At 65.5% G+C, this 20,001-nt stretch carries 20 protein-coding genes; 9 read left to right on the forward strand and 11 right to left on the reverse strand.

The genetic code is table 11. From position 1 onward, the window contains the following. Nucleotides 1-84 precede the first annotated feature (84 nt). Entirely contained in the window at nucleotides 85-891 is an 807-nt protein-coding gene (locus XH83_RS17625) for an enoyl-CoA hydratase/isomerase family protein (RefSeq protein ID WP_194402097.1), read from the reverse strand. A 30-nt stretch (nucleotides 892-921) separates the two neighbouring features. Next, the gene (locus XH83_RS17630) at nucleotides 922-1,680 is read right to left on the reverse strand and encodes a hypothetical protein (protein ID WP_194402098.1); all 759 of its coding nucleotides are present in this window, start codon (nucleotides 1,678-1,680) and stop codon (nucleotides 922-924) included. Between the two features lie 62 nt (nucleotides 1,681-1,742). On the opposite strand from XH83_RS17630, the gene nthA reads away from it, so the two are divergent. Genes nthA through XH83_RS17645 form a run of 3 tightly spaced genes read left to right on the forward strand, consistent with a single transcriptional unit; the run spans nucleotide 1,743 to nucleotide 3,405 of the window. Beyond that, nucleotides 1,743-2,369 carry a nitrile hydratase subunit alpha gene (gene nthA / locus XH83_RS17635; protein WP_194402099.1) on the forward strand — a complete coding sequence of 209 codons (627 nt, stop codon included), beginning with the start codon at nucleotides 1,743-1,745 and terminating at the stop codon, nucleotides 2,367-2,369. After that, a complete protein-coding gene (nthB, locus tag XH83_RS17640; RefSeq protein WP_194402100.1) occupies nucleotides 2,366-3,025 on the forward strand; it encodes a nitrile hydratase subunit beta in 660 nt (219 codons plus the stop codon). Before nthA ends, nthB begins: the two co-directional genes overlap by 4 nt. Continuing rightward, the gene (locus tag XH83_RS17645; protein WP_194402101.1) at nucleotides 3,025-3,405 is read left to right on the forward strand and encodes a nitrile hydratase accessory protein; all 381 of its coding nucleotides are present in this window, start codon (nucleotides 3,025-3,027) and stop codon (nucleotides 3,403-3,405) included. Before nthB ends, XH83_RS17645 begins: the two co-directional genes overlap by 1 nt. 161 nt (nucleotides 3,406-3,566) lie before the next feature. Here the strand turns inward: XH83_RS17645 and queC are convergent, their stop codons facing one another. Further along, a complete protein-coding gene (queC, locus tag XH83_RS17650; protein WP_194402102.1) occupies nucleotides 3,567-4,280 on the reverse strand; it encodes a 7-cyano-7-deazaguanine synthase QueC in 714 nt (237 codons plus the stop codon). 127 nt (nucleotides 4,281-4,407) lie between these two features. Between queC and mazG the strand changes: the two genes are divergently transcribed. Both mazG and XH83_RS17660 read left to right on the forward strand, forming a co-directional pair. Next, nucleotides 4,408-5,226, forward strand: a complete 819-nt coding sequence (gene mazG, locus XH83_RS17655; RefSeq protein WP_194402103.1) for a nucleoside triphosphate pyrophosphohydrolase — start codon at nucleotides 4,408-4,410, stop codon at nucleotides 5,224-5,226. A gap of 13 nt (nucleotides 5,227-5,239) precedes the next feature. After that, on the forward strand, nucleotides 5,240-5,698 hold the full coding sequence (locus tag XH83_RS17660) for a GNAT family N-acetyltransferase (RefSeq protein WP_194402104.1): 459 nt from the start codon (nucleotides 5,240-5,242) through the stop codon (nucleotides 5,696-5,698). Between the two features lie 12 nt (nucleotides 5,699-5,710). Here XH83_RS17660 and hflX read toward each other — a convergent pair whose 3' ends face one another. The 4 genes from hflX to XH83_RS17680 all read right to left on the reverse strand — a co-directional run bounded on the left by hflX (nucleotide 5,711) and on the right by XH83_RS17680 (nucleotide 11,378). After that, nucleotides 5,711-7,093, reverse strand: a complete 1,383-nt coding sequence (gene hflX, locus XH83_RS17665) for a GTPase HflX (protein WP_194402105.1) — start codon at nucleotides 7,091-7,093, stop codon at nucleotides 5,711-5,713. A gap of 11 nt (nucleotides 7,094-7,104) precedes the next feature. Next, nucleotides 7,105-7,353 (reverse strand): RNA chaperone Hfq, encoded by a 249-nt coding sequence (hfq, locus tag XH83_RS17670; protein ID WP_007591126.1) that lies wholly within the window; start codon nucleotides 7,351-7,353, stop codon nucleotides 7,105-7,107. 249 nt (nucleotides 7,354-7,602) lie between these two features. Further along, nucleotides 7,603-8,973, reverse strand: coding sequence for a sigma-54 dependent transcriptional regulator (locus tag XH83_RS17675; protein ID WP_194402106.1), 1,371 nt, complete (start codon nucleotides 8,971-8,973; stop codon nucleotides 7,603-7,605). A gap of 17 nt (nucleotides 8,974-8,990) precedes the next feature. After that, nucleotides 8,991-11,378, reverse strand: coding sequence for a PAS domain-containing sensor histidine kinase (locus XH83_RS17680; RefSeq protein WP_194402107.1), 2,388 nt, complete (start codon nucleotides 11,376-11,378; stop codon nucleotides 8,991-8,993). 177 nt (nucleotides 11,379-11,555) lie between these two features. On the opposite strand from XH83_RS17680, the gene XH83_RS17685 reads away from it, so the two are divergent. Beyond that, entirely contained in the window at nucleotides 11,556-11,702 is a 147-nt protein-coding gene (locus XH83_RS17685) for a hypothetical protein (RefSeq protein ID WP_194408500.1), read from the forward strand. Between the two features lie 170 nt (nucleotides 11,703-11,872). Here the strand turns inward: XH83_RS17685 and ntrC are convergent, their stop codons facing one another. The 3 genes from ntrC to dusB are packed head-to-tail and all read right to left on the reverse strand — an operon-like array spanning nucleotide 11,873 to nucleotide 15,492. Continuing rightward, the gene (gene ntrC, locus XH83_RS17690; RefSeq protein WP_097662565.1) at nucleotides 11,873-13,315 is read right to left on the reverse strand and encodes a nitrogen regulation protein NR(I); all 1,443 of its coding nucleotides are present in this window, start codon (nucleotides 13,313-13,315) and stop codon (nucleotides 11,873-11,875) included. A 9-nt stretch (nucleotides 13,316-13,324) separates the two neighbouring features. Beyond that, nucleotides 13,325-14,494: a nitrogen regulation protein NR(II) gene (locus XH83_RS17695; protein ID WP_194402108.1), complete on the reverse strand. Its 1,170-nt coding sequence runs from the start codon at nucleotides 14,492-14,494 to the stop codon at nucleotides 13,325-13,327. Beyond that, nucleotides 14,491-15,492, reverse strand: a complete 1,002-nt coding sequence (gene dusB / locus XH83_RS17700) for a tRNA dihydrouridine synthase DusB (RefSeq protein ID WP_194408305.1) — start codon at nucleotides 15,490-15,492, stop codon at nucleotides 14,491-14,493. The genes XH83_RS17695 and dusB overlap by 4 nt, the downstream gene beginning before the upstream one ends. Before the next feature lie 280 nt (nucleotides 15,493-15,772). Between dusB and XH83_RS17705 the strand changes: the two genes are divergently transcribed. Together XH83_RS17705 and XH83_RS17710 are read left to right on the forward strand one after the other, a co-directional pair. Then, complete coding sequence (locus XH83_RS17705; RefSeq protein ID WP_194402109.1) at nucleotides 15,773-16,954, forward strand: bifunctional 2-C-methyl-D-erythritol 4-phosphate cytidylyltransferase/2-C-methyl-D-erythritol 2,4-cyclodiphosphate synthase; 1,182 nt, start codon at nucleotides 15,773-15,775, stop codon at nucleotides 16,952-16,954. A gap of 3 nt (nucleotides 16,955-16,957) precedes the next feature. After that, entirely contained in the window at nucleotides 16,958-17,563 is a 606-nt protein-coding gene (locus XH83_RS17710; protein WP_194402110.1) for a CinA family protein, read from the forward strand. 6 nt (nucleotides 17,564-17,569) lie between these two features. On the opposite strand, the gene XH83_RS17715 is transcribed toward XH83_RS17710, so the two are convergent. Beyond that, nucleotides 17,570-18,349: a mechanosensitive ion channel family protein gene (locus tag XH83_RS17715; RefSeq protein WP_194402111.1), complete on the reverse strand. Its 780-nt coding sequence runs from the start codon at nucleotides 18,347-18,349 to the stop codon at nucleotides 17,570-17,572. A gap of 937 nt (nucleotides 18,350-19,286) precedes the next feature. Here XH83_RS17715 and XH83_RS17720 point away from each other — a divergent pair. Further along, nucleotides 19,287-19,994, forward strand: a complete 708-nt coding sequence (locus XH83_RS17720; protein WP_194402112.1) for a c-type cytochrome — start codon at nucleotides 19,287-19,289, stop codon at nucleotides 19,992-19,994. The last annotated feature ends 7 nt before the right edge of the window (nucleotides 19,995-20,001 follow it).

The following is a 20,001-nucleotide window of genomic DNA, read 5'->3' on the forward strand; positions in this document are numbered from 1 at the left end:
GTGCGGCTCGTTGGCCGAGCCTGCTCTTGTCCCAATGCGGCGTATACGGACTGTCGGGGATGCGATCAATGGCCTGGCAAAGATCTATCGCCCCTTGAAGCGCGGCTTGCGGCGGCCCAGGAACGCCTCGACGCCCTCCTTGTGATCCTCGCTGAGACTGGCGAGCGCGAACTGGTCGACGTCCATATGGCTGGCGAGATCGTCCAGCGCATGCGCGAGCCGGTTGACGGTGAGCTTCGTCATCGCGACCGAGAGCGGCGGCTGCGCGGCGACCTTGCGGGCGAGCTCCATGGCGGAATCGAAAGCATGGCCGGGATCGGTCACCTGTTCCACCAGGCCCCACTCATAGGCCTCGTCCGCCGAGATGCGCTGATCGGCAAGGATCACCGCCTGCTTGGTGCGGGCGGGCCCCATCAGATGCAGCATGCGCGGAATGCTCTGCCAGCTCATGTTCATGCCGAGCCCGATCTCAGGCACGCGCAAGTGCGCATCGCGTCCCATGATGCGGAAGTCGAGCGCCACGGCCAGCGCGACGCCGCCGCCGACACAAAAGCCCTCGATCGCCGCGATCGTGATCTGCTCCATCTCCTGCCAGGCATGGGTGAGGCGCGGCCCGAGCTTGAGATGCCGCCGCAGCGCGCCGAGATCCATGTCCTTGCGCGAGCGTCCCTCGGCATCCTTGAGGTCGAAGCCGGCGCTGAATGCGCCCGAGCTGCCGGTCAGGACCACGACGGAGGTTGTCGCGTCGTCTTCAAAACTGCGCGCGGCCGCCGTAAGCTGCCGCAGCGCTTCGGGCGACAGCGCGTTGATGCCGTCATGGCGGTCGAACCGCACGATGGCGATCCGCCCCTCCGGCCCATGCCCCTTCTCGATCGTCACATAATTGGTCAACGGAAGTTCCCCTTTTCTTGTTGCTCTTGATCACAGATGTCCGGTGCGCCGGTGCTCCGGCTCACTGCCCTCGACCGGAAACCGGATCGTCGTACCGATGGTGATCCAGTTGGCGTTCTCGCCGCTGATGTTGCGGCCGTAGATCACGTCGATGGAAAATATCTCGCCCGGCCGGTAGCGGACACCGGTTTGCAGCCGCGGTTGCACGACGCTCGCGACCTCGGACGCGCCAGCCTGGCCATACGCCTCGATCGTCCATTGCAACGTGTCGGTGAACTTCCAGTCGAAGCCGACGCCATAGGTGAAGTAATGGCGGTCCACGGCGCGATCCCAGAGCCAGCCGCCATTGACGTTGATGCGCATGGTCTCCGACAGGCGGAAGGTCGCGGGGATGACCGCAAAGGCGCTCAGCGTCTCGCCGGTCGCCGCGTCGAACGATCCTCCGCCATAGGCCGACAACCCCCACCGTCCGATGCCCGTGGGGATGAAATTCGTTTTGGCTTTGGGCGCTATGGTCGTGCTCCAGTCGCCGTCGCTGCGGGCGCGGATGGTCTGGAGGCTCAGCTCGATCGGCCTGAAGGGGTCGACCACACAGGAGGGATTGGCGACCGCCGAAAAATCGGTGTTCGTCGCGGCCGACATCCAGCTCTCGACCTTGCAGGAGCCGACCTCGGAGATGTCGGCGGCATCGACCGCATAAGCGCCATTCGCAGCACGCGCATCATGCGCCGCGCATGTCATGAGAGCCGCGATTGCGGCGGTTATTGCGGTTCGTACGGCCCAGCCCATGGGGCGATGTTAGCAGAGTCTCCGCCTCGACAAGGCCCGGATTCTGGGGCTATCTTTGCGCCATGAGCGAGCATCATCACGACCACGATCACGACCATTCCGAGCTGTCGGAGACCGAGCTGCGCGTCCGCGCGCTCGAGACGATTCTGACCGAAAAGGGGTATGTCGAGCCGGCCGCGCTCGACGCCATCATCCAGGCCTACGAGACCAAGATCGGCCCGCACAACGGCGCGCGCGTCGTCGCCAAGGCCTGGAGCGATCCGGCGTTCAAGAAGGCGCTGCTGGAGGACGGCTCGAAGGCGATCGGCACGCTCGGCCATGTCAGCCGCGTCGGCGATCATCTCGTCGTGGTCGAGAACACGCCTGGGCGACACAACATGGTCGTGTGCACGCTGTGCTCCTGCTATCCCTGGGAAATGCTGGGGCTGCCGCCGGTCTGGTACAAGGCCGCGCCCTACCGCTCGCGCGCCGTGAAGGACCCACGCGGCGTGCTCGCCGATTTCGACGTCACCCTGCCCAAGGACATGGAGATCCAGGTCTGGGATTCCACCGCCGAGACGCGCTTCCTGGTGCTGCCGATGCGCCCCGAGGGCACCGAGGGCTGGAGCGAAGAACAACTCGCCGAGCTCGTCACGCGCGATTCCATGATCGGCACGGGCTTTCCCAGGACGCCGGGAGCGCGGTCGTGAACGGCGTGCACGACATGGGCGGCATGGACGGCTTCGGCAAGGTCGAGGCTGAGCCGAACGAGCCTGTCTTCCACGAGGAATGGGAGTCCCGCGTCCTCGCCATGGTACGCGCGATGGGCGCGGCCGGCGCCTTCAACATCGACACCTCGCGCTTCTACCGCGAGACGCTGCCGCCAGACGTGTATCTGTCGAGCTCCTATTACAAGAAATGGTTTCTCGGGCTCGAGGAGATGCTGATCGAGAAGGGCTACCTCACGAGGGAGGAGGTCGCCGCCGGCCATGCGATGCAGCCCGCAAAGGCGCTCAAGCACGGCAAGTTCGACCTCACGCAGGTCGAGCGCATCATGGTCCGCGGCAAGTTCGCCCGCCCTGCCCCAGCGCCCGCGAAATTCGAGATCGGCGATCGCGTACGCGCCAAGAACATCCATCCGACCACGCACACGCGGCTGCCCCGCTATGTGCGCGGCCATGTCGGAATCGTCGAGCTGAACCATGGCTGCCACGTGTTTCCGGATACGGCGGCGATGGAGCGCGGCGAGCATCCGCAATGGCTTTACACGGTCGTGTTCGAAGCCCGCGACCTCTGGGGCGATGACGGCGATCCCACGCTGAGGGTCTCGATCGACGCCTTCGAGCCCTATCTGGACCCGGCGTGATGAGCAGCACGGCAGCGGCGGCCGCAACGGCCGCCATTCCGAGCATTCCGCGCGATGACGACGGCCCGGTGTTCCGCGCTCCCTGGGAGGCGCATGCGTTCGCCATGGCGTTGACACTGCACGAGCGCGGCGTGTTCACCTGGCCGGAATGGGCAGCCGCCTTGGCTTCCGAGATCAAGCGCGCGCAGGCGGCCGGCGATCCCGATACGGGCGAGACCTACTATCTGCACTGGCTCGCCACGCTGGAGGGCCTCGTCTCAAGCAAAGGCGTCGCATCCGTGGAGACGCTGCACCGCTATCGCGATGCCTGGGACCACGCGGCGGACCGCACGCCGCACGGCAAGCCGATCGAGCTGAGGCCGGAGGATTTTACAGGGTAGTCGGTTCGGGCGTGGCGCGAGCGCTGCTTCCTCGACCACAGCTGTCATCACCCGCGAAGGCGGGTGATCCAGTATTCCAGAGACGCTTGTGGGATGCGGAGAGCCGCGGCGTACTGGATTCCCCGCCTTCGCGGAGAATGACAGTGAGGATCGGAGCGCCATCAGCGCCCCGCCGCAAACTCCCGCCACCCCTTCGCCCGCAGGCTGCACGCCGGGCATTCGCCGCAGCCATAGCCCCACTCGTGCCGCGCGCCGCGCGTCCCGAGATAGCAGGTGTGCGACTGCTCGCGGATCAGGTCGACCAGCCCGTCGCCGCCGAGATCCTGCGCCAGTTGCCACGTTGCGGCCTTGTCGATCCACATCAGCGGTGTATGCAGCTCGAACTTGCGCGCCATGCCGAGCGACAGCGCCGCCTGCATGGCGCGGATGGTCTCGTCGCGGCAATCGGGATAGCCGGAATAATCCGTCTCGCACATGCCGCCGACGATGTGGGTGATGCCCCGGCGATACGCCAGCGCCGCAGCAAACGTCAGAAACACCAGATTGCGGCCCGGCACGAAAGTGTTCGGCAACCCGTCGGCACCCATCGCGATGGCGACATCGCGCGTCAGCGCCGTCTCGGACACGGCCGCCAGCGTCGGGATCGACAGCGTATGGTTCTCGCCGAGCTTTGCGGCCCAGTCCGCGCGGAGCGCCTTCACGCCGTCGAATAGCCGTTCGCGGCAATCGAGCTCGACGGCGTGGCGCTGGCCGTAGTCGAACCCCAGCGTCTCCACCCGCGCAAAGCGACTCAGCGCCCAGGCGAGGCAGGTGGTGGAATCCTGGCCGCCGGAGAACAGCACCAAAGCGGTTTGTGATGAAAATGCGTCGCTCATGGCCCGCGCTTTAGCACTGTGGAACGTCTCAGCCAATCGGTGGAAATCGGCCTGTTCCGCCGCGCCCGGCTGGGAACGGCGCCCTGCTTTTGGCATAAGGTTTCGGAGCCAGGAGAGACGCCCCGCAATGACCCCTTCCCGCGACATTTCCCGCCTGATCGAGATCATGGCGGCGCTGCGCACGCCGGTGACCGGCTGCCCCTGGGACCTCGAGCAGAATTTTGCGACGATCGCGCCCTACACGATCGAGGAAGCCTATGAGGTGGTGGAGGCCATCACCCGCGGCGATCTCGACGATTTGCGCGAGGAGCTCGGCGATCTGCTGCTGCAGGTCGTGTTCCACGCCCAGATGGCGTCGGAGCAGAATGCGTTTGCTTTTGGAGACGTCGTCGAGGCCATCACGCGAAAAATGATCCGGCGTCACCCGCACGTCTTCGCCGACAAGGATGGCAATCTCGCCTCGCATCACGTCAAGGAAGTCTGGGATCGCATCAAGGCCGAAGAGAAAGCCGAGCGCGCCGCGCGCCGCCCGCCGGAGGACGTGCCGGCGCACAGATCGCTGCTGTCGGGCGTCAAGGCCGGCCAGCCGGCGCTGACCCGCGCCATGGAGCTGCAGCGCAAGGCCTCCACCGTCGGCTTCGACTGGAATGACCCGCGCGCGGTGCTGGCGAAGATCCGTGAGGAAGCGGACGAGATCGAGGCCGCGCTCGACCGTGGCGACAGGCAGGAGATCGCGGAGGAGACCGGCGATCTGATGTTCGCGCTGGTCAACCTCGCCCGCCATGTCGACGCGGACCCGGAAAGCGCCCTGCGCGCGACAAACGCCAAGTTCGAAAGGCGCTTTGCCTATATCGAGCGCGCGCTGGAGACGCAGGGACGCACCCTCGGGCAGGCATCGCTGACGGAGATGGATGCGCTATGGAATGAAGCGAAGACGGCGACGTGATGGAAGGCATGCCATGGAAATCAGGCAAGACGATCCGAAGGCGCGACATGTGGCCGATTTGTTGGCGCATCACCTGGAAGAGCTCCGCAGCGTCATGGGCGAGCATGCGCAGGCGCTCGATGCAAGCGGCTTGTCGGCTCCGACTGTGACGTTCTGGACGGCCTGGCAGAACGATGCGCTGGCTGGCTTCGGTGCGCTGAAGCAATTGGACGAGATGCACGGCGAAGTGAAGTCGATGCGGGCCGCGCCCACCACGCGCGGGACCGGGGTCGGTCGCGCAATCCTGCTCCACATCGTTGCAGAGGCCCGCAAGCGAGGCTATGCGCGTCTCAGCCTGGAAACCGGCACGGCGTCGCTTCATGCGCCGGCCGTTTCACTCTATCGTAGCGTCGGCTTCGCAAATTGCGGACCGTTTGCCGATTATCAGGCGAGCCCGCATAACCAGTTCATGAGCCTCGACCTCGCAAATTGATCGGATCGTAGCTCAGGCCGACAGGCGCGGCACGGCATCGAACCTCGACACCACGATGTCCCGCTTGGTCTCGTCCACGCGCACGGTCATGTCGAAGCGGCCGTCGTGCAGCTCTTTCGACAGCACCTCGGCATTGCGATGCAGCCAGCTGATGCCGGCGCCGTCGGCGGCGTCGATGGAGAGGTCGAGGGTGGTGCGCTTTGCGGCAAGGCGTTCCTCGATCGCGGCGAGCAATGCGTCGACGCCCTCGCCCGACACCGCCGAGACCAGCATGGCCGGATGATCCTCCGGCCGGCGTGCGGCGATGTTCAAGAGCTCTTCGCGCTGCTCGGCATCGTAACGGTCGATCTTGTTCCAGACCTCGATGATGCGGCCGGAGTCGTCTGGGTTGATGCCGAGTTGGCGCAGCACTGCGTCGACGTCGCTCTGCTGGGCCTCGGCATCTTCATGCGAGATGTCGCGCACGTGGAGAATGACGTCGGCTTCCAGCACCTCCTCCAGCGTGGCACGGAAGGCGGCAACGAGTTGCGTCGGCAGATTGGAGATGAAACCGACCGTATCCGACAGCATCGCCTTGCCGCCATGCGGCAGGTTGAGCGCGCGCAAGGTGGGATCGAGCGTCGCGAACAGCATGTCGGCCGCCTGCACGTCGGCGCGGGTCAGGCGATTGAACAGCGTCGACTTGCCGGCATTGGTGTAGCCCACCAGCGCAACGACGCGGTACGGCACGCGCTGACGGCCCGCGCGATGCAGCCGCCGCGTCGCCTGCACCTTCTTCAGTTCGCTCTCGAGCTTGGAGATGCGCTCCTGGATCAGGCGGCGGTCTGCTTCGATCTGCGTCTCACCGGGGCCGCCCATGAAACCGAAGCCGCCGCGCTGGCGCTCCAGATGGGTCCATGAGCGCACCAGGCGCGAGCGCTGATAGTTGAGATGGGCGAGCTCGACCTGGAGCGAGCCCTCCTTGGTCTTGGCGCGGCGGCCGAAGATCTCCAGAATGAGCCCGGTGCGGTCCAGCACCTTGGCGTGCAGTTCTTTTTCGAGATTGCGCTGCTGGATCGGCGCCAGCGCGCAATCCATCACAACCAGCTCGACATCGAGGGTCTTGATCAGGCCGGCGATCTCCTCGACCTTGCCCTTGCCGATATAGGTGGCGGGGCGGATCTGGCTGACCGGCGCGATGATGGCGTCGGCAACGACGAGATCGATCGCACGCGCGAGGCCCGCGGCTTCATCGAGCCGGGCCTCGGCGTCGCGCTGAACATGACTCTCTGATTGCGCGTCGGCACCGCCCGCGCGCACACGCAAGTAGGGGCCGATGACAAGCACCCGCCCCGTTTGCTTAGCCCCTGCCGACCGCGGACGGTCGGCATCCCCGTCGAAATTCCGGGGTTCCAATCAGATCACTCTCAAGCCGGCTGATCCTCGCCGCCTTCGAACAGCTGGATCGGAGCACCCGGCATGATGGTCGAGATCGCATGCTTGTAGACGAGCTGCGAATGACCGTCGCGCCGAAGCAGCAAACAGAAATTGTCGAACCAGGTCACGATGCCCTGGAGCTTCACTCCGTTGACCAGAAAGATCGTCAGTGGCGTCTTGGTTTTGCGAACGTGATTAAGGAAGGTGTCCTGCAGGTTTTGTGCGCGGTCTGCCGCCATTGTTTTTTTCTCGCTTTGAGTTTCTTTTTATTGCGCCGGTTGCGACCCTCTTTGTGAGGTTCGGGGCCTCTCCCGGTTGCCGTTCCCTCATGAGATCCCCCTCGGAAGGAACAGCTGTGCGATTAGAGGACAGGTGGACCTATTAGGCAAGCCGCTTCACGCGGCAAGGCACGTCCTATTGCCCCGAAAAACTACGGAAATCGATGATTTTCCTGACCTATCCCAGAGCCGTAAACACAGCACTCGGCGTTAGCCGACACCGAGCGCCTTCAGCTTTCGATGCAGCGCCGACCGTTCCATGCCAACGAACTCGGCCGTGCGAGAAATATTTCCTGAAAAACGGCTGATCTGTGCAATCAAATAGTCGCGCTCGAACACTTCGCGTGCCTCACGCAGCGGCAGGCCCATGATGTGCTCGCCGTTGTTGCTGGTCGGCATCGCCGGCACCATGGAGCCGACGTCCTGCGGCAGCATGTCGGCCGTGATGATGACCTCGGGCCCGCCCGCCGCCAGAATCATGACTCTCTCAACGTTGTTGCGGAGCTGGCGCACATTGCCCGGCCAGACATGCGATTGCAGCACCGCCATCGCGTCCTGCCCGATCTGCCGCTTGGGCAGACCGCTGCCGGCCGAGATCTGCTCCATGAAATAGTCGATCAATTCCGGGATGTCCTCGCGCCGTTCCGAGAGCGCGGGCACGCGGATCGGCACCACCGAAAGCCGGTGATAGAGATCCTCGCGGAAGTGGCCGGCCGCGATCTCTTCTTCGAGATTGCGCGCGGTCGACGAGATGATGCGCACGTCGACCTGCACCTTGGCCGTGCCGCCGACGCGCTGGAATGACTGCTCCACCAGCACGCGCAGGATCTTGTTCTGGGTCTCGCGCGGCATGTCCGCGATCTCGTCGATGAACAGCGTGCCGCCATGGGCCTCTTCGAGCGCGCCCGGCTTGCGCGCGTGCTCGCCGTTGGACTGCTCGACGCCGAACAGCTCGTGCTCCATCCGCTCGGGCGTGATCGCAGCGGCGTTGATGACGACGAACGGGCCGTCGGCGCGGCCCGAGGCCGTGTGCAGCGTTCGTGCGGTCAGCTCCTTGCCGGCGCCGGCGGGGCCGACGATCAGGATGCGGCTGTTCGCCTTGGCCGCGCGCTCGATGGTCTGGCGCAGCTGGTTCATGCTGGGCGAGCGGCCGACGAGCTGGCTGGCGCTCGGCGCGAGCTGCTTGAGCTCCTTGACCTCACGCTTGAGCCGCGAGTTCTCGAGCGCTCTGGTCGCGACCAGGATCAAACGGTCGGCCTTGAACGGCTTCTCGATGAAGTCGTAGGCGCCGCGCTTGATCGCCGCGACCGCGGTCTCGATATTGCCGTGGCCCGAGATCATCACGACCGGCAAATCGGCATTGTCCTTCTTGACCTGCTCCAGCAGCTGCAAGCCATCGAGCTTGGAGCCCTGCAGCCAGATGTCGAGGAACACCAAATGCGGCCTGCGGTTGGCAATTTCAGCCAGCGCGGAGTCGCTGTCGCGCGCAGTTCGCGTGACGAAACCCTCGTCCTCGAGAATGCCCGCAACGAGATCCCGAATATCGGCCTCATCATCGACAATCAGAATTTCACTTGCCATGGGTCGCGCCTGTCTTGTCAGCTGCCTGTGGGGGCTTCGATTTTCGGTGAATCATTGGTCTTTTCAGCGGGCTCTTTGGTTTCGAGCGCCGGCTCTTTTGTTTCCGGCGCCGCGTCTTTCGCCGGCTCCGTCGCCGCTTTGGCGATTTCCGTGGCCGCGCGCGCCTGCTCGGCTCCGTCGGCCTTCGCCGGCTGCCCGGAGATCGCAAAGCGCATCCGCATCCAGGCACCGCGCTGGCCCTCGCGGAATTCGGAGGCATCTTTCAGCTCGATGCGTCCGCCATGGTCTTCCAGCACGCGGCCGACGATCGCAAGACCAAGGCCGGTGCCCTTGGCCCGGGTCGTGACGTAGGGTTCGAGCAGCCGCGAGCGCGCGACCTTGGGCAGGCCGATGCCGTTGTCGATCACGTCGATCAGCACGTCATCGCCCTCGCGGGAGACTACGACATCGATACGGCCTTTGCCGAGCTCTTCCGCCGGAACCTGCTCGATCGCCTCGGTGGCGTTCTTGACGATGTTGGTGACCGCCTGGGAGATCAGCCGCCGGTCGAACTGGGCCCGGAGCGGGTCCTGCTTGAAATCGGCCTCGATATCGATCTCGGGATGGGCGACCTTCATCAGGAACACCGCCTGCCGCACGGCGTCGGCGACGTCCTCGCCCTCCATCACCGGTTTCGGCATGCGGGCGAAGCGCGAGAACTCGTCGACCATGCGCCTGATGTCGTCGACCTGGCGCACGATGGTGTCGGTGCACTGTTCGAAGATCTGCTTGTCCTTGGCCTCGGTGATGTCCTTGCCGAACTTGCGGCGGATCCGCTCGGCCGAGAGCTGGATCGGCGTCAGGGGATTCTTGATCTCGTGGGCGATGCGCCGCGCCACGTCGCCCCAGGCCGAGGTGCGCTGCGCCGAAACCAGCTCGGTGATGTCGTCGAGCGTGATGATGTAGCTGTCGTGCGGCTGGTTCTTCTCGGCGCTGACCCGGACCGACAGATTGCGCTCCTGCCCGTCGCGGGTGATCGTGATCTGGCCCTGCACCAGGCGCTGGGTGCCTTCCCGCGCCGCCTTCATCATCTCGTCGAGCTCGGGCAGCACGTCGGAGAGCGGGTGGCCGAGCGTCTCGGATTCGGCGTGACCGATCAGCTTCTCGGCCGAGCGGTTCAATATGCCGACGCTGCCGGAGGCATCGACGCCGATGATGCCTGCGCTCGCCGAGGACAGCACGGCCTCGATGAAGCGGCGGCGGCTGTCGATGAGATCGCTGGCATTGACGAGCTCGTCGCGCTGGCTGCGCAATTCCTGCGTCATCTTGTTGAAGGTCTGGCCAAGCTGGGCGAGATCGCCTTCCGACTGGTGCACGGGCACCTGGACGTGGAGATCGCCGGTCGAGACCGTGTGGGCCGCGTTCATCAGCCGCCGGATCGGCGAGACCAGCGAGTTGGCGAAGTTGAGGCCGATCAGCACCGAGGCCATCAGGATGGTCAGCGCGATCACGGCAAACATCAGCGCGAAGGCGACCTGGATACCGAGCCGGCGCGACTCGATCTGGGCATATTCGGCGACGCTGACCTCGGTCTGCTTGAGCTGATTGACGACATTCGGATCGAGGGGGCGGGCGACATAGAGGAAGGTGTCGTTGAACGCGCGCAACCGGATCACCGCAGCGACGAAGCTCGCGTCCGGCAGCACCGCGATCTCAGGCTCGTTCTCGTTGACGTTGCTGAGGAAGTCGGGCGCGGGCGGCGAATAAGCGAGCCGCATGCCGGTGTCGGCGGATTCCAGGATGTTGGTGTTCTTGTCGATGATCATCGCGCCCGGCAGATTGCGCGAGCCGGCGCTGGCGGTGAGCAGCTCACGAAACGAGCGGCGATCCTGGTCGTAGAGCGGCCTTGCATGCGCGATGTCGTTCGCCATGCCGAGAATGTCGCCACGGATCAGCTGGGCATGATCCTGCATATAGGCCCGCGCGATCGTCAGCGAGTTCTGGATCACCTCCCTGGTCGGCCCGGAGAAAAGCCGGTCGAGGCCGCGCTCGATGGTGACGTTGGCGACGACGGCGACCAGCACCGCCGGCAGCACCGCCACGATCGAGAACAGGCTGACGATCTGGACATGGAGGCGCGCCGCTGCCCTGCCCCGCCGCCGCGCCAGGATCAGCTGCCAGAGCTCGCGGATGATGATGCCCACCAGCAGCAGGATCGTGGCCGCGTTGGTCAGGTAGATCGAGCGGACCACCGCCGGCGTCGGCTCGATCGTGGTAAGGCCGGTCAGAACCAGGAAGGTCAGGAAAGCCGAGAGCAGCGCCAGCACCACGGCAAACGGCGCCAGCCAGCGCCGTGCCGACCAACGCCGGGGCTCATCCGCTGGGGCCGTGTCAAAGTGTGCGGCCGAGGTATCTGCGCTGGTCATTCCGGCAATGGTGGTGCTGAAAACGGGTCCGCGGGCGCGCGGATACTGATGTATTCGTACCACATTGTTGCCGAATTGCGACAATTGCGAGGCGTCTACAGCGGGGCGGAGCGCCACATCCACAGGTCAATGGCGGATTAGGGGGAACGGACTCCCGCCGTCCCGGCTTGACCCGGCATGGATAGATTTTTTCTCGCGATCATGGTCTCGGCCGTCCTGCTGCTGATCGTGGCCTCTGACCTGCTGGTCAATGGCCCCGACCTGCAGGAGCCGCCGGCGAATGTCGCCAGCCTGATGCCAGCATCGGGCCGCCTGGTCCGCTAGGTGCGACGCCGCGCCATGCGGCCCGTCGATCAATTGGATGGATCTGGCGGAACATTTGCGCCCCGTCCCGACTTCTGCTCACCGCGTCAGCCACAACGGCCAGCGCGATCCGGACAGGCTCAGCTCCGCTTTGGTAGGGGGAGCTGAGCCACCGCCGGCGTCCGCGAAGACTAGCCCCCGCTCCTGTAGACCTGGATGTCGAGATCCCGGATCTTCTTCCGCAACGTGTTGCGGTTGAGGCCGAGCAGGTCGGCGGCGCGGATCTGGTTGCCGCGGGTGGCCGCCAGCGCGGCCGTGAGCAGCGGCACCTCGATCTCCTTGAGGATGCGGTGATAGAGGCCCGGCGGCGGCACGCCGTTCGGGAAGCCCTGGAAGTGTGAGGACAGATACGCTTCCACCGCGCCGCCGAGATTGTCGACGCCCTGCTGGACCGCGGCGCCTGGGCTGACCGAGGGCGGCGCGAGCTCGCCGTCGATGACGGATGCCGTGATCACGTCCTGCGGATAGAGCGCGGCGAGACGCCGGGCGAGGTTTTCCAGCTCGCGCACGTTGCCGGGCCAGCGGTGCTGCTTCAGCCGCTCCAACGCCAGCGCGTCGAGCTTCTTCGGCGGCAGCCCGTCCTTCTCTGCCAGCGCAAAGAAGTGGCGGATCAGATCGGGAAGGTCCTCGATGCGTTCGCGGAGCGGCGGCAGCCGCAGCGGCACGACGTTGAGGCGGAAGAACAGGTCTTCCCGGAACAGGCCTTGCTGGATCAGGACGCGCAGATCCTTGTTGGAGGCCGCGACGATGCGCACGTCCGTCTTGATCGGGGTGCGGCCGCCGACGGTGGTGTACTCGCCCTGCTGCAGCACGCGCAGCAAGCGCGTCTGCGCCTCCATCGGCATGTCGCCGATCTCGTCCAGGAACAGCGTGCCGCCCTCGGCCTGCTCGAACCGGCCGGAGGCGCGGGTGTTGGCGCCGGTGAAGGCGCCGCGCTCATGACCGAACAATTCGGACTCGATGAGGTCACGCGGGATCGCGGCCATGTTGACGGCGACGAACGGGCCGTTGCGGCGCTTGCCGTAATCGTGCAGCGCGCGCGCCACCAGCTCCTTGCCGGTACCGGACTCGCCCGTGATCATCACGGTGAGATCGGTCTGCATCAGACGCGCCAGCACGCGGTAGATTTCCTGCATCGCCGGCGAGCGGCCGACCAGCGGGATCGCCTCCATCTCGGCGTCCTCGTCAGGCGTCGAGACGCGCTCCTTCGGCTCCGCGAGCGCGCGGCCGACGATGGCGATCAGCTCCTTCAGGTCGAACGGCTTTGGCAGATATTCATAGGCCCCGCGCTCGGAGGCGCGGATCGCCGTCATGAAGGTGTTCTGCGCGCTCATGACGATGACCGGCAGATTCGGCCGCATCTTCTTGATCCGCGGCAGCAGGTCGAACGCGTTCTCGTCGGGCATCACCACGTCGGTGATGACGAGATCGCCCTCCCCCTGGCTGACCCAGCGCCACAGCGTCGCGGCATTGCCGGTCAGCCGCACTTCGTAACCCGCGCGGGACAGTGCCTGATTGAGAACAGTGCGGATGGCGGTGTCGTCATCAGCTACGAGAATGCTACCTGCGGGCATCGTTAATCCTCATTTCGCCCCCTGTGACACAGGCGACGACTTCCCGGCAGAGTCGGCGCGACTGCTTTGATCGGCATGTTTCACCGATGTGGAATACATCGGCATCAGCACGCGGAAGGTGGTCTTGCGCGGCTGAGATTCGCATTCGATGATGCCCCCGTGATCGCCGACGATCTTGGCGACCAGCGCAAGACCCAGGCCCGAGCCGGTCTGCTTGGTGGTCACGAAGGGGTCGAACAGGTTGGGCAGAAGATCGTCCGGCACGCCTGGTCCGTTGTCCTTCACGCAGAATTCGAGAGGCAACGATACCCGGGATTTTTGACCGGGGACTGACAGGCGCACGCCGGGGCGGAACGCGGTGGTGAGCTGGATCTCCGCGTCGGGCACGTCGATCAGGGCTTCGGCGGCGTTCTTCACCAGATTGAGGAACACCTGGATCAACTGATCCTGGTTCGCCAGCACCGGCGGCAGCGAGGGATCGTAATCCTCGATGAAGCGGATGTTGCGGGCAAAGCCGGACTGCGCCAGCCGCTTCACGTGGTCGAGCACCGAATGGATGTTGACGGGACCACGCACCACGGGACGCTCGTCGCCGAACACCTCCATGCGGTCGACCAGCGTCACGATGCGGTCGGCCTCGTCGCAGATCAGGCGCGTCAGCATGCGGTCTTCCGACGAGGCCTGCTGCTCCAGCAGTTGCGCCGCGCCGCGGATGCCGGAGAGCGGGTTCTTGATCTCGTGCGCCAGCATCGCGGCGAGTGCGATCACCGAGCGCGCCGCGCTGCGATGGGTGAGCTGGCGGTCCATCTTGTCGGCGATGGAGCGCTCCTGCAGCATCACCACGATATGGCCGGGCCGCTCGGTCAGCGGGGCGACGTGCAGATCGACCTGGCGGTCGCCGCCCATGCGCGGCGTGCCGAGATCGACCTTGTATTCGTTGACCGGCGAGTTCGACGAGCGCACCTGGTCGATCAGCGCCAGCAAGGGGCTGCCGAACGGCACCAGCTCCTTCAGCGACTGCCGCTTCAGGAATTGCGTCGAGATCTCGAAGAAGGCCTCGGTGGCGATGTTGGCGGCGACGATCTTGCCGTCGGGCCCGATCATCAGCACGGGATTGGGAAGCGCATCCAGGATCGCGTCGCTGTCGGCGGGCTGGCGATGGTCAGCGGCTGAGCTCATGCAGCAGCGCTCCATGCGAAGTCGTCAAAGGCATCCTGCAGCGACTGGTGGACGAGGCGCGGATCCTCCGAGGTGAGGATATTCTGGCGCCAGGCCTTCAGCTTTTCGGCCGGCGCACGGCTGGCCTCTGCCGCAACATCGAGCGCCCAGCCGAGATGCTTGCGGGCATGCTTCAGTCCGACGCGGAGACCATAGAGCGCGCAGACGCCCTCATAGAGCGTGCGGACATAATGCAGCTGGGTTTCGAGCGAGGGCACAGCTTCCTCGGCCCCGCCCTTGAGGCGGCGGCCGATCTGGCCGGGCAGCCAGGGCTGGCCGTTCGCGCCGCGGCCGATCATCACGGCGTCGGCGCCGGAGGCCTCGAGTGCCGCGAGCGCCCGCTCGTAGGAGGTGATGTCGCCGTTGACGACGAGCGGAATGGCGATGGCCTCGCGCACGGCGCGGATCGCATCCCAATCGGCCTCGCCCTTGTAGAACTGGCTGCGCGTGCGGCCATGGACCGTGACGAGCTTGACGCCGGATGCCTCTGCGCGCCGCGCCAGTTCCGGCGCGTTGCGGCTGCGGTCGTCCCAGCCGAGCCGCATCTTCAGCGTCACCGGCACCTGCACCGCGGCGATGGTGGCATCGATCAGGCTGACGGCGTGGTCGAGGTCGCGCATCAGGGCCGAGCCGGACTGGCCGCCGGTGACGTGGCGGGCCGGACAGCCCATGTTGATGTCGATGATGTCAGCGCCTTCGGCCTCGGCGATCCTAGCGCCTTCGGCCATCCAATGCGCCTCACAGCCGGCGAGCTGGACCACGTGCGGGCCAATTCCAGTAGCTTCGCAGCGCAACCGGGACATCCGGTGGCCGTTGGCGAGCTCATCGCTGGCGGTCATTTCGGACACGACGAGACCCGCCCCGAGCTCTGCGGCCAGCTTGCGGACAGGCGAGTCAGTCACCCCCGACATCGGCGCCAGGAAGACCGGGTTGGCGACATCAATATCGCCTATTTTCAACGGCTTAGAGCCGGATACTGTCGAACCGGTCACAGGGGTCTCGTCGACTGGGCAGGGCCTCATCGCGCCTGACATGACCTATCTTGCGCACAATTCTTGTGCAGTCAAGCGTCATGCCTACAGTTTAGACAATTCTGCAAATCTTTCAAGTGCAGTGCAGCAAAATGCTGTTTCCAACAATCCGGGGAAACCCCCTTTTTTTGCGGGCCTGCCGTGCTAGAGGCATGCGGCAATCACCCCACTCCCCGACTCTCCATCACCAACTGAGTATTCGAGTCCTATGGCGAAATCACAGCGCACCGCAGTCGTTCTCGTCGCAGCCGGGCGTGGACTGCGTGCAGGCGCCGGGGGGCCGAAGCAATATCGCGTGATCGGCGGCGTGCCCGTGATCTATCGCGCCATGGAAGCCTTCAGCCGCCACGCGGATGTGTTCGCGGTGCAGCCGGTGGTGAACCCCGACGACAGCACCATGTTCACGGCCGCGGTCGCCGGATTGAAGCATGAGCCGCCGACCAGCGGCGGCGCCACCCGTCAGGCCTCCGTGCTCGCCGGCCTCGAAGCGCTCGCCAAACACAAGCCGGACATCGTGCTGATCCACGACGCGGCCCGGCCCTTCGTCTCGGCCGGCGTGATCTCGCGCGCGATCGAGGCGGCGAGCCGCACCGGCGCCGCGATCCCCGTCGTCCCCGTCACCGACACCATCAAGGTCACCGGCGCGAGCGGCAATGTCGAGGATACGCCGGACCGGGTGCGCTTGCGGATCGCGCAGACGCCGCAATCCTTTCGTTTCGACGTCATCCTCGAGGCGCATCGTCGCGCGGCGAAGGACGGGCGCTCAGATTTTACCGACGATGCCGCGATTGCCGAATGGGCGGGATTGACGGTCGCAACCTTTGAAGGCGATGTTGCCAACATGAAGCTCACCACTCCCGAGGATTTCGTGCGCGAGGAAGCACGCCTGGCTGCCCAGCTCGGCGATATCAGGACCGGCACCGGCTACGACGTGCACGCCTTCGGCGAAGGCGACCATCTCATGCTCTGCGGCGTGCGCGTGCCGCATACCAAGGGGTTTCTCGCCCATTCCGACGGGGATGTCGGCCTGCATGCGCTGGTCGACGCCATCCTCGGTGCGCTCGCCGACGGCGACATCGGATCGCACTTCCCGCCGAGCGATGCGAAGTGGAAGGGCGCCTCCTCCGACCAGTTCCTGAAATACGCCATCGAGCGCGTCACGGCGCGCGGCGGCCGCGTCGCCAATCTCGAGGTCACCATGATCTGCGAGCGGCCGAAGATCGGCCCGCTCCGCGACGTGATGCGCGCGCGCATCGCCGAGATCTCCGGCGTCGACATCTCCCGCGTCGCGGTCAAGGCGACCACCAGCGAGCGGCTCGGCTTCACCGGCCGCGAGGAAGGCATCGCGGCCACCGCGAGCGCCACCATCCGTCTTCCCTGGGGCGTCTAGGCCATGGGCGGCAGCGACGCACGCGCCCTCTCCCGCTCGCTGCTCGATCTGTGCCGGATGCGCAAGCTGACGATCGCAACCGCTGAGTCCTGCACCGGCGGCCTCGTCGCCGGCGCGCTGACCGACATCCCCGGCTCGTCCGACGTGATCGACCGCGGTTTCGTCACCTATTCCAACGATGCCAAGCGCGCGATGCTCGGCGTCGAAGCCGGCACGCTCGCCCATTTCGGCGCCGTCAGCAAGGAAACCGCAACCGCGATGGCGATCGGCGCACTGGAGCGCGCCGGCGTCGATCTCGCCGTCGCCATCACAGGCATTGCCGGCCCCGGCGGCGCGACGCCGGGCAAGCCGGTCGGTCTCGTCCACTTCGCCGCAGCGGCCCGCGACGGCCGGATCATCCACCGCGAGCACCGCTTCGGCGCGATCGGCCGCACCGCCGTGCGTCAGCGCTCCGTCGTCGAGGCGCTGCGCATGCTGATGGATCTCGCCCGCGGTCCGCAAGCCCAGACCAAGCCTCGTGCCGCCGCAACGCGCCTGCGCCCGCGCGCGACCCGCTCGCCGCGCCGGCATGTGGTGAAGCGCAGGCCGCCTCGGTCGCCGCGGGGCTGAAGCACCTCATGCGGCTGCGAGCAGCGCGCTTGCGTGATCGAGCACGCACTGCTTGACCGCGTCAGCTTGCCACGGCTTTGCTTTCGCACTGACCGTCAACTCCAGGATCGGCGCCGCAGGATTGGCGACATCGAGAACCTTGGTGACGGAAACGGCAGGTTGCGCGTGATCGTCGATGCGCGAGTCGTTGCGCAATTCCTTCAGGATGCGATCGGCCATCGCATTGGCCGCGCCCGCCGGGACCGGAAACGCCACCTTGATCTCGCCCGTGCCGGGGTAAGCACTGTGATTGACGATGGCCGCGCCCCACACCTGTCCGTTCGGCAACAGGATCTGCGTGTTGTCGGGCGCAACCAGCTCGGTCATGAACAGCGACAGCGACTTCACCTTCCCCGCCTTGCCGGCCACCTCGACGTCGTCGCCGACGTGAAAGGGCCGGAACAACAGCAGCATCACGCCGGCGGCGAGATTGGAGAGCGTTCCTTGCAAGGCGAGACCGATGGCGAGCGATGTCGCGCCCAGCACGGCGACGAGGCTCGCGGTCTGGATGCCGAACAGCTGAAGCACGGCGATGCCGACCACGGCCAGCACGCCGTAGCGCGCCAGACTGCCCACGAACAAGGTGACGAGCGGGTCGACGCGGTGCGTGACGCTCAACAGGCGCGTGACGAACCGTTGCATGGCGCCGGACAGATACCAGCCGATCGCGAGCAGCAGAATCGCGTAGATCCCGTTCAGGCCATACAGGACGAGCGAGGCTTTCAGCGTGTCGAAATTGACGGTCATAGCGGCTCCAACCCGGACAATCCGGAGAGAACTCGCTGCGACGCGAAATGATCCGAAGGGAACACCGCGCGTAGGGCGGATTAGCGAAGCGTAATCCGCCGCATCTCTCGCCGCGGCGACCAGGATGGCGGATTACGCCTTCGGCTAATCCGCCCTACGGCGCACAATCTCTTGCGTTACCCGGCGGGCAAAACACGCCAGCCGTAGGGCAAGGCAGACCGATAAAAATATTCGCCTTTACAGAATTTCTGATTTATCGCATCCTCCTCCCACCTCACCCCGGCCAGAGGGGCGTATCGCGATCGTCACGAAACGTGGGGTGAGCTGCGGTGGACACACGTCACATCGGCGCGAGAGGCATTGCAGGGCGGCAACCGTGAGCAAGGCGCCTTCGCGCACACGACCGATGTGACATGCGTACGGCAAAACCGTGTGGTCCTGACGCCCGGGGTCTGTGCGTCAAGTCTTGTGGTGATGTGGCGGCCCGACCGGGCACGCGCATCAGTCATCTGCAAGGCGACGGGGGCAATAGTGCATCGCTCCCCGGGGAGAGCTCGGCATAAGCCGTCAAACCACTGCGCAGGGAAGGCCGGCTGTTGGGCTTCACCTGTATGCCGCTGTGCAGTTTCTTGACACGCAGGTTTCGCACAGTGGACCGCGGGTGCCAGCCGGCATCCGGTCTTCCCTGCGCCCTCTGACAAAAGAGGGTGATTTGACGATGCAAGACTCGGACAGGAACTGTCGCGAGGCTACTGCGTTATGTGCAGTTTTCAAAAAACACGCAAATCTTGTCGAATCCGATCGGATGGCGATGCCGACGGCGCGACCAAACTTCATTGCGCACGTCCGAGCTTGCGCAACAATATACGGCCGCAATAAAGTCGCTCTACCTTGTGGTCCGGAATCAACCGGACCAGCCTTATGGAGGGCGACGAAAGTGTTCGCTCGCGCCGCGGCGTCAGTCGCTGTGATCATCACCTTGGCCGCCATTGATGGTGCGGCCGCGCAAACGGCCAATCAGCCGCCCGACACGATGGCGGCGCGGGTCGAAGCCTGCACGCCCTGTCACGGCAACAAGGGCGAAGGAACCAGTGACGTCTATTTCCCGCGCCTCGCCGGCAAACCGGCCGGCTATCTCTACAACCAGCTCCTCGCCTTTCGCAGCGGCCGGCGCAAATATCCGCCGATGAACTATTTGCTGGAGTTTCTGCCTGATCCCTATCTGGAGGCGATGGCGGAGTATTTCGCCGGCGAGCATCCGCCGCTGCCGCAGCCGGCGCCGAGCGACGTCAGCAAGGAGGTGCTTGCGCAGGGCGAGTTGCTCGCCACAAGGGGCGATGCCAGCCGCAACATTCCGGCCTGCGTCAGCTGTCACGGTCCGGCGCTGGCAGGCATGCAGCCCGGCATCCCCGGCCTGCTCGGCCTTCGCGCCAATTACATCAGCGCCCAGCTCGGCGCCTGGCGCTACGGCACGCGCACGGCGAAATCGCCCGATTGCATGCAGCTCATTGCCGGACACCTGACCGAGGCCGACGTCACCGCGGTCTCCGCCTGGCTCGCAACGCGGTCCGCGCCCACGAATCCGGCCCCCGTCCCGAAAGGCAGCTACGCACTGCCACTCGCGTGCGGCAGCCAGCCCAACTGACGAGGCG

It is taken from the genome of Bradyrhizobium sp. CCBAU 53351 (assembly GCF_015291745.1).
Classification (GTDB): Bacteria; Pseudomonadota; Alphaproteobacteria; order Rhizobiales; family Xanthobacteraceae; genus Bradyrhizobium.

What these genes read in the sequence shown, in the direction of transcription:
- XH83_RS17660 (WP_194402104.1), top strand. Translation starts at nt 5,240, where the DNA reads ATGGAAATCAGGCAAGACGATCCGAAGGCGCGACATGTGGCCGATTTG.
- queC (WP_194402102.1), bottom strand. Translation starts at nt 4,280, where the DNA reads ATGAGCGACGCATTTTCATCACAAACCGCTTTGGTGCTGTTCTCCGGC.
- XH83_RS17695 (WP_194402108.1), bottom strand. Translation starts at nt 14,494, where the DNA reads ATGAGCTCAGCCGCTGACCATCGCCAGCCCGCCGACAGCGACGCGATC.
- XH83_RS17705 (WP_194402109.1), top strand. Translation starts at nt 15,773, where the DNA reads ATGGCGAAATCACAGCGCACCGCAGTCGTTCTCGTCGCAGCCGGGCGT.
- XH83_RS17715 (WP_194402111.1), bottom strand. Translation starts at nt 18,349, where the DNA reads ATGACCGTCAATTTCGACACGCTGAAAGCCTCGCTCGTCCTGTATGGC.
- XH83_RS17710 (WP_194402110.1), top strand. Translation starts at nt 16,958, where the DNA reads ATGGGCGGCAGCGACGCACGCGCCCTCTCCCGCTCGCTGCTCGATCTG.
- ntrC (WP_097662565.1), bottom strand. Translation starts at nt 13,315, where the DNA reads ATGCCCGCAGGTAGCATTCTCGTAGCTGATGACGACACCGCCATCCGC.
- hfq (WP_007591126.1), bottom strand. Translation starts at nt 7,353, where the DNA reads ATGGCGGCAGACCGCGCACAAAACCTGCAGGACACCTTCCTTAATCAC.
- mazG (WP_194402103.1), top strand. Translation starts at nt 4,408, where the DNA reads ATGACCCCTTCCCGCGACATTTCCCGCCTGATCGAGATCATGGCGGCG.
- XH83_RS17680 (WP_194402107.1), bottom strand. Translation starts at nt 11,378, where the DNA reads ATGACCAGCGCAGATACCTCGGCCGCACACTTTGACACGGCCCCAGCG.
- XH83_RS17630 (WP_194402098.1), bottom strand. Translation starts at nt 1,680, where the DNA reads ATGGGCTGGGCCGTACGAACCGCAATAACCGCCGCAATCGCGGCTCTC.
- XH83_RS17685 (WP_194408500.1), top strand. Translation starts at nt 11,556, where the DNA reads ATGGATAGATTTTTTCTCGCGATCATGGTCTCGGCCGTCCTGCTGCTG.
- XH83_RS17645 (WP_194402101.1), top strand. Translation starts at nt 3,025, where the DNA reads ATGAGCAGCACGGCAGCGGCGGCCGCAACGGCCGCCATTCCGAGCATT.
- XH83_RS17675 (WP_194402106.1), bottom strand. Translation starts at nt 8,973, where the DNA reads ATGGCAAGTGAAATTCTGATTGTCGATGATGAGGCCGATATTCGGGAT.
- nthA (WP_194402099.1), top strand. Translation starts at nt 1,743, where the DNA reads ATGAGCGAGCATCATCACGACCACGATCACGACCATTCCGAGCTGTCG.